The organism is Tateyamaria omphalii (assembly GCF_019802125.1).
In the GTDB taxonomy this organism is placed as follows: domain Bacteria; phylum Pseudomonadota; class Alphaproteobacteria; order Rhodobacterales; family Rhodobacteraceae; genus Tateyamaria; species Tateyamaria omphalii_B.
Genome location: NZ_JAHVHT010000005.1, coordinates 93,570 through 106,751 on the forward strand (window position 1 = coordinate 93,570; position 13,182 = coordinate 106,751).

At 58.2% G+C, this 13,182-nt stretch carries 12 protein-coding genes; 9 read left to right on the plus strand and 3 right to left on the minus strand.

Features of this window, described 5'->3' with window-relative positions; all coding sequences use genetic code 11:
• Positions 1-2: 2 nt before the first annotated feature.
• From KUV51_RS18355 to glnT, 9 genes are all read left to right on the plus strand, one after another.
• Complete coding sequence (locus KUV51_RS18355; protein WP_222522902.1) at positions 3-1,226, plus strand: AMP-binding protein; 1,224 nt, start codon at positions 3-5, stop codon at positions 1,224-1,226.
• A complete protein-coding gene (locus KUV51_RS18360; RefSeq protein ID WP_222522903.1) occupies positions 1,223-2,500 on the plus strand; it encodes a DUF6005 family protein in 1,278 nt (425 codons plus the stop codon). Before KUV51_RS18355 ends, KUV51_RS18360 begins: the two co-directional genes overlap by 4 nt.
• Positions 2,497-3,336 (plus strand): sugar phosphate isomerase/epimerase family protein, encoded by an 840-nt coding sequence (locus tag KUV51_RS18365; RefSeq protein WP_222522904.1) that lies wholly within the window; start codon positions 2,497-2,499, stop codon positions 3,334-3,336. Before KUV51_RS18360 ends, KUV51_RS18365 begins: the two co-directional genes overlap by 4 nt.
• A 14-nt stretch (positions 3,337-3,350) precedes the next feature.
• Positions 3,351-5,165 (plus strand): ABC transporter ATP-binding protein, encoded by a 1,815-nt coding sequence (locus KUV51_RS18370; protein WP_222523075.1) that lies wholly within the window; start codon positions 3,351-3,353, stop codon positions 5,163-5,165.
• Positions 5,166-5,340: 175 nt separating this feature from the next.
• On the plus strand, positions 5,341-5,997 hold the full coding sequence (locus tag KUV51_RS18375) for a helix-turn-helix domain-containing protein (protein WP_222522905.1): 657 nt from the start codon (positions 5,341-5,343) through the stop codon (positions 5,995-5,997).
• A gap of 215 nt (positions 5,998-6,212) precedes the next feature.
• A complete protein-coding gene (locus KUV51_RS18380) occupies positions 6,213-7,142 on the plus strand; it encodes a class II glutamine amidotransferase (protein ID WP_222522906.1) in 930 nt (309 codons plus the stop codon).
• 1 nt (position 7,143) lies between these two features.
• Positions 7,144-7,827 (plus strand): protein GlxC, encoded by a 684-nt coding sequence (locus KUV51_RS18385; protein ID WP_222522907.1) that lies wholly within the window; start codon positions 7,144-7,146, stop codon positions 7,825-7,827.
• 20 nt (positions 7,828-7,847) lie between these two features.
• Complete coding sequence (locus KUV51_RS18390; protein ID WP_222522908.1) at positions 7,848-9,185, plus strand: FMN-binding glutamate synthase family protein; 1,338 nt, start codon at positions 7,848-7,850, stop codon at positions 9,183-9,185.
• Positions 9,186-9,237: 52 nt separating this feature from the next.
• Positions 9,238-10,566 carry a type III glutamate--ammonia ligase gene (gene glnT / locus KUV51_RS18395; protein WP_222522909.1) on the plus strand — a complete coding sequence of 443 codons (1,329 nt, stop codon included), beginning with the start codon at positions 9,238-9,240 and terminating at the stop codon, positions 10,564-10,566.
• Between the two features lie 38 nt (positions 10,567-10,604).
• Here the strand turns inward: glnT and KUV51_RS18400 are convergent, their stop codons facing one another.
• The 3 genes from KUV51_RS18400 to KUV51_RS18410 all read right to left on the minus strand — a co-directional run bounded on the left by KUV51_RS18400 (position 10,605) and on the right by KUV51_RS18410 (position 13,176).
• The gene (locus tag KUV51_RS18400) at positions 10,605-11,042 is read right to left on the minus strand and encodes a sugar 3,4-ketoisomerase (RefSeq protein WP_222522910.1); all 438 of its coding nucleotides are present in this window, start codon (positions 11,040-11,042) and stop codon (positions 10,605-10,607) included.
• A 186-nt stretch (positions 11,043-11,228) separates the two neighbouring features.
• The gene (locus tag KUV51_RS18405; protein WP_222522911.1) at positions 11,229-12,227 is read right to left on the minus strand and encodes a glycosyltransferase family 2 protein; all 999 of its coding nucleotides are present in this window, start codon (positions 12,225-12,227) and stop codon (positions 11,229-11,231) included.
• Positions 12,220-13,176, minus strand: coding sequence for a glycosyltransferase (locus tag KUV51_RS18410; RefSeq protein WP_222522912.1), 957 nt, complete (start codon positions 13,174-13,176; stop codon positions 12,220-12,222). The genes KUV51_RS18405 and KUV51_RS18410 overlap by 8 nt, the downstream gene beginning before the upstream one ends.
• Between the last annotated feature and the right edge of the window lie 6 nt (positions 13,177-13,182).

Sequence of the window (13,182 nt, forward strand, 5' to 3'; positions counted from 1 at the left end):
CGATGTTCGTTCTGAACGACCGGCATACCGATATCGCGCCCTTGCCTGCAAAGGCCTACGTCAACCCCGACACTCATCGCTATGCAATTCATCTGCAACAAACAGACAATGCCTTGAGCCATATCCTGGCTCTGTGGTGGGCAGGGGCCGGGGTGTTTCCGATCCATCCCACCATTCCCGCGACCAAAGCCCGCGATATGGCCGTTCAGGCGGGATGCGATCGACTTGTCACCGAAGCGGGAGTGCATGAATTGCAAAATGCCAAGGAGCCGTCGGGCGGCGTTCTGGTGCAAATGAGTTCAGGCACCACCGGTGCGCCAAAAGTGATCACCCGCAGTTGGGATCAGGTACGCCGCGAGCTGGAAAGCTATGTGTCGGCATTCCCGGACCCTGCGGACATGACGCCTGTCATTGCCTGCCCGATCACGCATTCCTATGGCCTGATCGCAGGTGTCATGGTGGCGCTTGAGCGCGGTCAGATGCCTGTCGTCGTCGATACGCTCAACCCGAAATACATCCTGCGCCGCCTGCGCGAGATACGTGCCCCTTTGCTCTACACGTCTCCGGCGATGCTGCACACGCTGGCAGCGTTCACGCCCTCTGACCAACCAATTTACGCTGCCATGACATCCGGCACGATCCTGTCGAAGCCCTGGTTCGAGCAGATCCGGTCCAAGACCAAGCACCTGTTTCAGCAATACGGCTGTTCGGAAGCAGGTTGTATTGCAATCAACCCCGACCTTCAGGATGCCGCAGCAGTTGGCTACCCGCTTCCCCACTTCGATCTGAAGACGAGCGGCGACCCTTCTGCACCCGCTCCCATCACCGTCCATGACGGGCAGCACGTGATCGACACAGGTGATCTCGGATATCTGACATCGGACGGTATGCTCGTCTTCGTCGCGAGGCAGGATGACGTCATCGATGTTGCGGGCTTCAACGTCTACCCACAGGAGGTAGAGCAAGCGGCCCTTTCGATGGAGGGTGTCGGCGACGCGCTGGCCTTTGCACGCAAGGATGCGTTGGGGGGTGACCGTGTCAGTCTCATGTTCGAAGGGGCCGGGGTCGCACCAAACGAACTGCGACAGTGGCTGATGCAAAGACTGGCGCCATATCAGTTACCCGCCACGCTTCACGCCGTGCCACGCCTCCCGCGTGAGGCAAATGGCAAGATCAACCGCCGCGACGTTGCCCGTCAGTTCGCTGATCTGGAGGCGTCCACATGAACGACGCGCATATCCTTACAGCAATTGAAAACACTCTACGCGGCCCAATGGCCAATTCACATATGGACGAATTCGGCCCCGACGCGCGCTTGAACGAGGATCTGCATCTGGACTCGGTGCTGCTCCTGCACCTGCTGCTGCATCTCGAGACGATCCATGGCGTCGAGGTGCCGGAACGGGAAATGAGCAAGTCGGGCATCGGTACCGTCCGCGACCTGACTGCCTTTCTCATGGGGCGGTCCATCGCCCCCGAAACCGATGATGAGGAAGAGATCGATATCAAGGTCCACTGCGTCGTCAGTTGCCTGAGTGCCGCAATCAAGGCCTGCCCGGGACTGGACCACAGGCCGTTCTATTTCGGGGTCTGGGACACCGGGTTCGAAGTCGATGATGCCTATCGCCTGTCCTATCACGGGCCATCGGTGAAGCATGACCACTTCCGTCATTGGTTCAGGCGTCTTTACGGCGTCAATGTGATCGGTTGGTACAACAAGGACCAGACCAAGGCCGAAAACATTGCGCGTTTCGAACGGCTTCTGGCGAACAAACGCAGCACGGAGCATCTGATGGTGATGCTGGATATGTATCACCTTCCCGAGCGGGAGAATAAGTTCAACCAGAACCCGTTCCCCCACTATGTCATGATCGAAAAGACACCTGACGCTGACCGGTGGTTCATGCACGACCCGGACTACCGATGGGAAGGAGTGTTGGCCCGCACGACAATACTGCATGCCATTGCGCAGCCCACAGTGGCGGGCGGCTATATCTTTGACCGGGCCGAGGCGCGTGCCCCTCGAGACGAGGATTTGCGTGCCTATTTCGAAGCGGTCTTTCTGGAGAAACGAAACCCGATGATTGATGCCACGCGCCAGATCGTGCGTGCGCATCTCGATCCGGCGGAACCGCTGGATCACACCGATCTTGCACAGGCCTTGCGCGAACTGCCCGTGCTCGCGATCCGCAAATACGCCTATGAACATGGGTTTGCGGTGTTCTGGCGCGCGCTAGGATTGCCCGATCAGGAGTTCGAAGAGTGGTGCGACGAGATCGAAGCACTGCACCAGGGGTTCCGGTCGCTCCAATACAAGATCACCAAACTCTCCGCCTCCGGAGACCCCGCACTGGCTGCACAAGTCTTTTCCGCTCTCGACGTGCTGGATCAACGCGAAACCCAAATCAAGGCCGGGCTGAAAGCCTGGTTCGTCAAATGGCAAGTCTCGACCTTCGCGTCGGGTGAAGTTGCCCTCGTCATGACAGGAGCAGACCAATGAAGATCTCGCTTTGCACGATCACGTTCCGCCACCATCTTGTCAGCCTGGAACAGATCGCGGACTGGGCCAGCCGAAACGGGTTCCACGGGATCGAGATCTGGGGGGCGCATGCAAGGCATATCCCCTTCGCAACCGGCCATGATGCGCGTTGGTTGGCAGGCTTCGGACTGCGTGTTCCCATGGTCAGCGACTACCTTCCTTTGGACAGGCCCGATGCGTTGCATCGAAAAACAGCTGCGGCGCTTGATCAAGCCCGGCGCTGGGGAACAAACAACATCCGCACCTTCGTCGGTCGGAACGGCAGCGATGACACGTCCGATCCTGACCGCGCCGACTTGACCAAGGCGTTGCGGGACGCATGCGCACAGGCAGCCGAACAAGATGCATATCTGCTGGTCGAAACCCATCCCGGTACCTTGGCCGATACGCTCGCATCCACTGTCCGACTGCTGGAGGAGGTTGACCACGCCGCCCTTGCCGTAAATTTCGACGCACTGCATGTCTGGGAGGGTGGCGATGATCCCCGCACTGCACGGCAGGTGCTGCGGCCAAAGATCCGCAACTACCACTTCAAGAACATCGCGTCGCGATCCGCGCTGCCTGTCTTTGCACCAAACAACATCTATGATGCGGCCGGGTCGCGAGACGGGATCGTGCCGCTGCTGGACGGAGAGATGGACTATGGCCCGCTTCTGCGCGATCTTGCCGAAGAGCCTGATGCATCAGTGTCGCTCGAATGGTTCGGCAGCGATGTCTTCAACACGTTGAAACGCGACTGCGCCGAGCTTCAAAAGACAGTTGCAGCCCGAGCCACACCTTTGCAGAACGCATCCTGACACAGCCTGCCATGCTGTTTCGCTTTTTCGAAAACCGGATCGATCCGTTTGCCGGTGCAGTGGAGGGCCCACCTCCGGGCACCGTTCTTGGGTATGTGCGGACGCAACTTGAACCCTATCGCAGGTGGCTGCCGTGGATCGCCCTTGTCGGACTTCTGACCGCGCTGATGGAGAGCGGGCTGATTTTCTATTCCGGGCGCCTCATCGATTTGATGAGCACCAGCGGACCGGCGGCGTTCTGGGACCAGCATGGCACCGAAGTGCTGTTGGCGTTGTTTGTCGTGCTTGTGGTCCGGCCCGCACTCGTGACGCTCAACTACCTGCTGCTTGAACAGACGCTGTCATCAAACCTGCAGGAACAGGTGCGATGGCGTGCGCACAAGCACCTTTTGGGCCAATCGGTCGGGTTCTTCCAAAACGACTTTGCCGGGCGATTGTCGAACCGGGTGATGCAGATGGGTCCGGCGGTGCAGGACAGCGTGCACATGACGTTCGAGGGGCTTTGGTTCAGCGTTACCTACATCGTCGGGGCAGCCGTCATCCTCGGCCAAATCGACATCCGCCTGGCACTGCCCCTCGTCCTTTGGGTTGTTGGCTACGCCTTCTACGTCCGCCACATCGCACGACGGGTCGGGACAGCATCTGAGCGATGGGCAGACGCGCGGTCCCTGGCTACGGGGCGGGTTGTGGACGCCTACAGCAACATCGAGACGGTCAAGCTGTTTGCGGATGACAGGCAAGAGCAGGGTTACGCGCTGTCGGCCCTGCGCCGTCTGCGCCTGCGCTTTCAGCGGTTCTTGCGGCTGATGACCATTCTCGCCTTCGGGATGAATGCGATCAACGGTGTGCTCATCCTGATACTTGTAGGACCCGCAATCTGGTTCTGGATGCAAGGCACAGTATCGGTTGGCGAAGTCGCGGCCACGTCTGCATTGGCAATCCGCCTTAACGGGATGAGCACGTGGATCATGTGGGTGACCATCCGATTGTTTGAAAACAGCGGTATCATTCAGGAGGGTTTGCGCTCGATCGCGGCGCCACACCTGATCACCGATGCACCCAGCGCCACCGCCTTGCCGCGCCGCGCAGGCGAGATTTCCATTGAAAATGTCACCCATCGACATGGCAAGGATGGGGGTGGGCTGGGCGGGGTGTCCTTGAAAATCCCCGCTGGCCAGAAACTCGGCCTTGTGGGTCGATCCGGTGCCGGGAAATCCACACTCGCCAACCTGCTGATGCGATTTCAGGATCCCGAGCACGGGCAAATTCGGATTGACGGGGTCCCAATTGCCGAGCTGACGCAGCGCAGTCTACGCAAACAGATTGGCATGGTCAGCCAGACCGGCTCGCTCCTGCACCGGTCAATCCGTGAAAACCTGCTATACGGCAACGAACATGCAACCGAAGCAGACATGATCCGCGCGGCAACACAAGCCAAGGCCCATGATTTCATTTTGGACTTGCGCGACAGCGCGGGACGGCAAGGATACGACGCCCATGTCGGTGAGCGGGGTGTCACGCTTTCCGGCGGACAGCGTCAGCGCATCGCAATTGCCCGCGTCATTCTGAAAGACGCGCCAATTCTTGTCCTTGATGAGGCGACCTCGGCCCTCGACAGCGCAGTTGAGGCGGAGATTCAAAGCGCGTTGCACGCGGTGATGGAAGGCAAAACGGTGATCGTCATTGCACACCGTTTGTCCACATTGGCAAAGATGGATCGGGTGGTCGTCTTAGACGAGGGCAGGATCGTAGAGGACGGCGCGCCAGACGCATTGCGATTGGGAAGAGGCCTCTTTGCACAGCTTTGGCAGCGACAACAGGCGTCCTAGACCAAGATATTCGCCTGTGTTGATCAGCATCCTCATCTGGCCCTCAAGTGCTTTCCTATCGGACAGGTTTTTCCTATCAGTGAAGAGAATCCGAGGCCTTCATCCTTTGTTTTGACCATCAGGCTGCAATTGATGTTGAGGTCATATCCTTGAGTTTTTGCAGCGTGACGGTGCGATGAACAACAAACGGCGCGAGGCGAGCGTAGCAACACAGTTAACGCAAGATCCCCACGCGGGACAAACTGGCGCGCGCGAGAAGGTCCTAGAGATTGCGATCGGTCGCGAGGTGCGCGCCCAACGTAAGCAGCAGAACACAACGGTCGCTGAACTCGCACGCAAAACAGGGCTTTCGCTCGGCATGTTGTCGAAGATCGAAAATGGCAACACTTCACCATCACTGAACACTCTGCAGCTTTTAGCTGATGCGCTTTCGGTGCCGCTCACCAGCTTTTTTCGCCAGTTCGAAGAGCGACGCGAAGCAGTGCACACCAAGGCTGGTCAAGGGGTGGAACTGGAGCGTGAGGGCACACGCGCAAATCATCAGTACAGCCTTTTGGGCCACATTGGTGCCAATGTCTCGGGTGTCATTGTCGAACCCTATCTCATCACGCTGACCAACGAGTCCGACGTTTTTCCCACGTTTCAACATGGCGGGATCGAGACAATCTACATGCTGGAAGGCGAGGTCGACTATCGGCACGGCGACAATGTCTATCCGTTGAAACCAGGCGATACGTTGTTTTTTGATGCAGATGCACCCCACGGACCCGAGCGCCTGGTGCGCCTGCCCGCGCGCTACTTGTCCGTGATCAGCTATCCGCAGACCAACTAAACGCACCCGGCAGAGTGCGCGAGGCCATTGAGTAGCGCTATTTGTTCCTGAGCCCGTACCGAACTGCGCGATAGGGTCCGAGGTGCACCTTCTTGTGCTCTGAAATTCAGCATACACTTGCCTGTAGAGAAAAAAATTTTCCCCTTGTTCTTGTTGATGATCCGATTTCCACCTACCGTTTGCAGGCACTGAACCGCGGGGGAGCGCTGCCAATCATGTGTGGAATCGTAGGGTTATTCCTCAAAGACCAATCACTCGCGCCACAGCTTGGACATATGCTGACCGAGATGCTGATTGCGATGACCGATCGAGGTCCGGACAGTGCAGGCATTGCGATCTACGGGGATGAAACCGATGGGCAGCTGAAACTGACATTGCAATCTCCGAACCCGGAACAGGATTTCGACGGGCTGGCAGAAGAGCTTGGTACCGCACTGAATACGACCGTTGCGCAGACCGTGATCGACACACATGCAGTGTTGCATGTTCCCCGCGATCAATTTGATGCCACACAGCGAGCGCTGGCGAAAATACGACCATCGGTTCAGATGATGAGCCGTGGCGAGACACTCGAAATCTACAAGGAAGTAGGGCTGCCACAGGATGTAGCGGCACGATTTGACCTGCGCAGCATGGCGGGCACTCACGGCATCGGGCATACACGCATGGCAACCGAGTCCGCCGTGACGACAATGGGTGCGCACCCGTTCAACACCGGCAGCGATCAGTGCCTTGTCCACAACGGATCACTTTCGAACCACAACGCCTTGCGACGCAAGCTGCGCCGTCAGGGTGTTGCGATCCAAACCGAAAACGATACGGAAGTGGGTGCCGCATATCTAACGTGGAAAATGATGAACGGAGCGACCCTCGGCCAGGCACTGCAATCGAGCCTGGATGACCTCGATGGCTTCTTCACCTTTGTTGTGGGTACAAAGGACGGCTTCGGCGTCGTCCGTGATCCGATTGCCTGCAAACCGGCCGTCATGGCGGAAACCGATCAATATGTCGCTTTCGGCAGCGAGTATCGGGCGCTGGTGAATTTACCCGGCATCGACACTGCCCGCGTCTGGGAACCCGAACCAGCAACTGTCTACTTCTGGTCCCATGACGGGGGCCAAACCGTGCACGACAAGGCGGCGTGACATGCAGACCTATGATCTGGAAGCAGATGGTCTGCGCGGGCTCAACGCGGCACTGCATCAGCAAAGCGCCGACACGAACCAGACCCAATGGGCAGTCATCAACCCCAAGGGCAGCCATGCCATCGCCGTGGGTCTCGACGCGCCGATTGAAGTCACCGTCAAAGGGTCAACGGGCTACTACTGCGCTGGCATGAACCAGCAAGCGACGGTGCGGGTCGAAGGTTCGGTCGGGCCAGGCGTGGCCGAGAACATGATGTCGGGCGAAGTCATCGTCGAGGGCGATGCCAGCCAATATGCAGGGGCCACCGGCCACGGAGGGCTGCTCGTCATCAAGGGCAATGCCAGTTCTCGCTGCGGAATTTCCATGAAAGGCATCGACATCGTCGTGCATGGCAGTATCGGTCACATGTCCGCCTTCATGGCGCAGGCGGGCACGCTCGTGGTCTGCGGTGATGCCGGGGATGCGCTTGGGGACTCCCTCTATGAGGCACGGCTGTTCGTGCGCGGATCGGTCAAGAGCCTGGGAGCCGATTGCATCGAAAAGGACATGCGCCCGGAACATCTTGAGTTGCTCAGGGACTTGCTGGAGCGGGCAGGTGCAGATGCCAAACCGGAAGAGTTCCGGCGCTACGGCTCGGCCCGCCAGCTCTACAACTTCGATGTCGACACATCGACGGCATACTGACGAAAACCGGGATGACACAGATGGACGACACCACGCCGCGCACCGTTCCGATCCAGTCGGAGACTTTCAGCAACGCGGTCAATGCCGAAATCCGGCGGGCCGCCGAAACCGGGATTTACGACATCCGTGGCGGTGGCGCGAAACGGCGCGTCCCGCATTTTGACGACCTGCTGTTTCTGGGCGCATCCGTGTCGCGTTATCCGCTCGAAGGCTACCGAGAGCGGTGCGACACCTCGGTGACTTTGGGCGGACGCTTCGCCAAGAAACCGATCGCACTGGATATACCGATCACAATTGCGGGGATGAGCTTTGGCGCGCTGTCAGGCCCGGCAAAGGAGGCGCTGGGGCGCGGCGCCTCTGCGGCCGGAACATCTACGACCACGGGCGACGGCGGCATGACACCCGAGGAACGGCAACACTCGGACAAGCTGGTCTATCAGTACCTTCCGTCGCGCTATGGGATGAACCCAAACGATCTGCGCAAGGCGGATGCCATCGAAATCGTGGTCGGGCAGGGGGCCAAGCCGGGTGGCGGCGGTATGCTGCTTGGGCAGAAGATCAGCGACCGCGTGGCAGAGATGCGCACCTTGCCCAAGGGGATCGATCAACGCTCCGCCTGCAGGCATCCGGATTGGACCGGGCCCGATGATCTTGAGATCAAGATCCTGGAGCTTCGCGAAGTTACCGGCTGGCAGGTGCCGATCTACGTAAAGGTCGGCGCGACGCGACCCTACTATGACACCGCGCTGGCCGTGAAAGCCGGTGCAGATGTCGTCGTCATGGACGGGATGCAGGGCGGAACGGCGGCAACGCAGGACGTATTCATCGAACATGTCGGCATCCCGACGCTCGCCTGTATCCGACCGGCGGTACAGGCGTTGCAGGATCTGGGTGTTCACCGCGAGGTGCAGCTTGTGATCTCGGGCGGTATCCGCAACGGCGCGGATGTGGCCAAGGCGATGGCGCTGGGTGCAGATGCAGTTGCTATCGGGACCGCTGCGCTGATCGCACTGGGTGACAACGATCCGAAGTGGGAGGCCGAGTATCAAAAGCTGGGCACCACAGCAGGGGCCTATGATGATTGGCACGCAGGCAATGACCCGGCAGGCATCACCACGCAGGACCCCGTGCTGGCCGCTCGGCTTGATCCCGTTGATGCGGGACGGCGGCTGCGCAACTACCTCAAGGTCCTGACGCTCGAGGCGCAGACCATCGCCCGCGCCTGCGGTCACAACCATCTGCACAATCTCGAACCCGAAGACCTTTGCGCCCTGACAATGGAAGCCGCCGCCATGGCCCGTGTCCCGCTGGCTGGCACGGACTGGTATCCGGGCAAACCGGGGTTTTTGAGCGCCTGACAGGCGGCGCGCCTTTGCATTTCAGACATCAATAAAGAAGGGAAAGCGCATCATGACCACCGATCTGGCAGCTTTCGCACAGGAAAACGGCGTCAAATACTTCATGATCTCTTTCACCGATCTCTTCGGTGGGCAGCGCGCCAAGCTGGTGCCGACACAGGCCATCGTCGACATGCAGGAAGAGGGCGCAGGCTTTGCAGGCTTTGCCACGTGGCTCGACATGACCCCCGCCCATCCCGACATGCTGGCCATACCCGACCCTTCGTCGGTCATTCAACTGCCCTGGAAACCGGAGGTTGCGTGGGTAGCCGCCAATTGTGTGATGGAGGGCGAAGATGTTGCGCAAGCTCCGCGTAACGTCCTGCGCCGGCTGATCGAAGAATCGGCGGCTCTGGGGCTGCACGTCAAAACTGGTATCGAAGCCGAGTTCTTTTTGCTTACACCCGATGGCGCACAGATCAGCGACCCATTCGATACTGCCGAAAAGCCCTGCTACGATCAGCAGGCCGTCATGCGCCGATATGATGTCGTGCGCGAGCTCTGCGATTACATGCTGGAACTGGGCTGGGGACCCTACCAAAATGACCACGAAGACGCGAATGGTCAGTTCGAGATGAACTGGGAATTCGACGATGCCCTGAAGACCGCCGACAAGCATAGCTTTTTCAAGTTCATGACCAAGTCAGTCGCGGAAAAACACGGTTTCAGAGCAACGTTCATGCCGAAACCCATCGAAGGGCTCACCGGCAACGGCTGCCATGCCCATGTGTCGGTCTGGGATGCGCCAGGCAATACGGCCAAGACAAATGTGTTCGCAGGCGATGGAGACGGACCAACAGGTGAGGTAGGCCTTGGTCAGCAAGGCAAGTATTTCCTCGGCGGTATCATGCGGCACGCCACGGGGATGGCTGCAATCACAAACCCGACTGTCAATTCTTACAAGCGGATCAACGCACCATCCACAGTGTCAGGAGCAACCTGGGCGCCAAACACAGTTACTTGGACGGGCAACAACCGCACTCACATGGTACGGGTTCCCGGGCCAGGCCGGTTCGAACTTCGTCTGGCCGATGGCGCTGCAAATCCTTACCTCCTGCAAGCGGTCATCATCGCGGCGGGACTTTCCGGAATTGGCAACAAGTCCGACCCCGGACCGCGGCACGACATAGACATGTACGCAGAGGGCCACACGGTCAAAGACGCATCAAAACTGCCGCTGAACATGCTGGACGCACTGCGTGCATTCGATGCCGATACCGAATTAAAGGCCAAGATGGGCGACGCATTTTCGGCAGCTTTCCTGAAGATGAAGCATCAGGAATGGAACAGTTTCATGGCGTCCTTTTCCCAGTGGGAGAAAGATCACACGCTTGATGTCTGAACCCCCGCCGCAGCTCTGTTTCGAGCCAAACGATCTACCTAGGTGATCTTGCGCGCTTGAACGGCCTCAAGAAACTCCGAATAGTCGCGGTAGTAGTCGGCTTCATCATAAAAGTGCGACGCCAGAACCATGCAAACCGCACCTTGGCTGAAATTGTCCATCTCGCGCCAGATCATGTTCTTGATATGCAAACCCTTCCTCGGGTTGCGCAACCAGACTTCGGACTGTGTGGTGCCATCATCGATTTTCATGCGGAAGCTGCCTGACAGGGCAAAAACCACCTGCTCAAGTTCGCGATGCGCGTGGCCTCCACGCTCTGAATCAACCGGTACGTTATAGAGGTAGTAGACCCGGCGAATGTCGAACGGAACGTGCCGCCCCCCTTCAATGAAGGTCAGATCACCGCGCGGGTCCGACACGATCGGCAGATCGACAAAGCTGGCGTTTCCGTTGAAGTGGGGGATGTCTTCATTCATGTCGTAGCTTACTCGGTTGTGTTGCATCGTCAGGCGAAAGTGGTTCTTGGCCCGTGGCCGTTTTCCATATGCCACCACCATTGCAAGTGGCGAACGCGGTTTGGAACGGGGGCCTTTTCATAACCTGTGTGGCAGGATTTGAAACGTGTTTCTCGCGTTGAGCGATATTTGACTGAACATGTCCAACTATCGCCCTTTCCGTCGCGCGATCAGAGCGGATATTCTGGCGAGCCAGACAAACCAGGCGTAAGACCTCGCCGCGCGTTTATACACAAAACGGGGTAAGGCACTAGAACTCGCGGCAGCCAGTGACGCCTGAAACTCGGACGACGCCTGTATCGATTCCCAAACGCGCGTGACGCGGGGCATTTCACCGCGCAGCTGCGGTGCATTGAATACCATCGCCTGCGCCCGGATCGCAGCACGCAAGGTTTGTAGAGCGAAGGGGCGATGTACCTCTGCGCCGAAGCCATTTTCACGGATCAGATGCCAAAGCCGCAGGCTTGCGTCTGCTGCATCCAGCCGCGCAGCGCTTGGTCCCTTTGTGATCGCTGCAGCATTGTCCTGCCGGTAGAAGAACACCCCGTCGCAAAAGGCAACGGTCGCGCAGCCAAGAAAGAAACGACGGACGGTATATTCGTCTGCAAATGCGTTGAAATCATCAAAGCCCATATTTTGCAGAAAGCGCATGGGCCACAGCGCGTTTCCTGAAATCGTCCAGTCCAGAGAAGCGACAAACGCATCTCGTCCTGACAGGGTGACAGTACGGTCGCCCCTATACCCAACGATCCGACGATCTTGTGTTTCATCAGCATGATAGAACACAACGTCGGGCAAAACGGCGTCACACTTGGTTTCAACGGCGCGTGCGTGCAGTTTTGAAAGCCAATCAGGTGAAAAGAGATCGTCCTGTGAACTGTAGACGAACCACCGTCCAGTCGCATGGGGCGCCGCGAAATTGACGGCCTTGGCTGCGCTGCCGAGGTTTTGCCCAGTGTTCAGATACTTGATCCGGCTATCCTCGGACGCATGGCGCGCAATGACGGCATGGCTGTCATCGGCCGAACAGTCATCGATGCAGAGTGCCTCGAACGCAGCAAAGTCCTGCCGGCGCAGAGAGGCCAATGTTTCGTCCAAATATGCAGCGCCGTTATATACTGGCAAAAGAACGGTAATTTCAGCCATGTTGCATGGTCAATTTACGCATCATCTTTCGAGCACGTCGACGTTCAGACTTCCAGATATAGAACGCCAGAAACGGGTGGCGTAGGGCCATCGCCAGGAACGCGCCGGCTTCGTCAGAGTAAAGGGCCGTTCCGAGGTCCGCCTTGACCTGTTCCCTTTGCAGGATGCGCAAGATCCTGTGTTCATCAGGAAGACCAAAATGCCGGGCATCAAGTTTTCGCTGACGCATGATGGCACGTGTCGCCGTGAAACCTTTTTTACGTCGTGCCTGAAATGCCGCGATATCGGCGTGATATCCGTCGGAACTCGTCAGCCCGGTACCGAGACGATATTGCACCAGCTCTTCCTTGATCACCGTAACCCGGTTTTCGAGTGCGGCACGAAACCCCAGCACCAGGTCCTCATATGCTTCGGGATCAAGGGCACCAAAGTCTTCATAAAGACTGCGATGCCACGCACCTGTTGCGCCGATATACAACGCCTTTGACCGAGCAGCACGCGCAGCGTCCCACGTGTTGTAGAACAAGGCGGTTCTGAAATTGCCATGAACGGGCTTGTCATCGGGATCAATCACGTCGGCGTAGGAACACAAAAGCAGGCAATCCTCCCGTTCAAAAGCCTGTGCGATCCGCTCGCTGCGATGGGGATAGGACTTGTCATCACCCGCGGCGGCAATCAACACATCGCCACTGCTGAGCTGATGCACTTTGTCGAGGTTGCCTGCGAGACCAAGGTTTTGCGGGTTCCTGTTCAGAATGATCTGATGCGGACCATCATAGCCAGCAACCGTTTGCTGTATCACGTCAAAGGTATCATCCTTTGAGTGATCGTCAGAAATGACGATTTCCAATTGAACGCCGGTCTGCCCAAGAGCACTTTCAACGGCAGCCCGAACGGTATCGCGTTGATTGTAAGTCAGCAGGATGTAGGACAGCGACGGCAATGACATTTCGTT

Excerpts from the sequence above, each read along its gene's own strand:
- KUV51_RS18365 (WP_222522904.1), top strand. The coding sequence starts at position 2,497 with ATGAAGATCTCGCTTTGCACGATCACGTTCCGCCACCATCTTGTCAGC.
- KUV51_RS18380 (WP_222522906.1), top strand. The coding sequence starts at position 6,213 with ATGTGTGGAATCGTAGGGTTATTCCTCAAAGACCAATCACTCGCGCCA.
- KUV51_RS18390 (WP_222522908.1), top strand. The coding sequence starts at position 7,848 with ATGGACGACACCACGCCGCGCACCGTTCCGATCCAGTCGGAGACTTTC.
- glnT (WP_222522909.1), top strand. The coding sequence starts at position 9,238 with ATGACCACCGATCTGGCAGCTTTCGCACAGGAAAACGGCGTCAAATAC.
- KUV51_RS18400 (WP_222522910.1), bottom strand. The coding sequence starts at position 11,042 with ATGAATGAAGACATCCCCCACTTCAACGGAAACGCCAGCTTTGTCGAT.
- KUV51_RS18375 (WP_222522905.1), top strand. The coding sequence starts at position 5,341 with ATGAACAACAAACGGCGCGAGGCGAGCGTAGCAACACAGTTAACGCAA.
- KUV51_RS18410 (WP_222522912.1), bottom strand. The coding sequence starts at position 13,176 with ATGTCATTGCCGTCGCTGTCCTACATCCTGCTGACTTACAATCAACGC.
- KUV51_RS18385 (WP_222522907.1), top strand. The coding sequence starts at position 7,144 with ATGCAGACCTATGATCTGGAAGCAGATGGTCTGCGCGGGCTCAACGCG.
- KUV51_RS18360 (WP_222522903.1), top strand. The coding sequence starts at position 1,223 with ATGAACGACGCGCATATCCTTACAGCAATTGAAAACACTCTACGCGGC.
- KUV51_RS18405 (WP_222522911.1), bottom strand. The coding sequence starts at position 12,227 with ATGGCTGAAATTACCGTTCTTTTGCCAGTATATAACGGCGCTGCATAT.
- KUV51_RS18355 (WP_222522902.1), top strand. The coding sequence starts at position 3 with ATGTTCGTTCTGAACGACCGGCATACCGATATCGCGCCCTTGCCTGCA.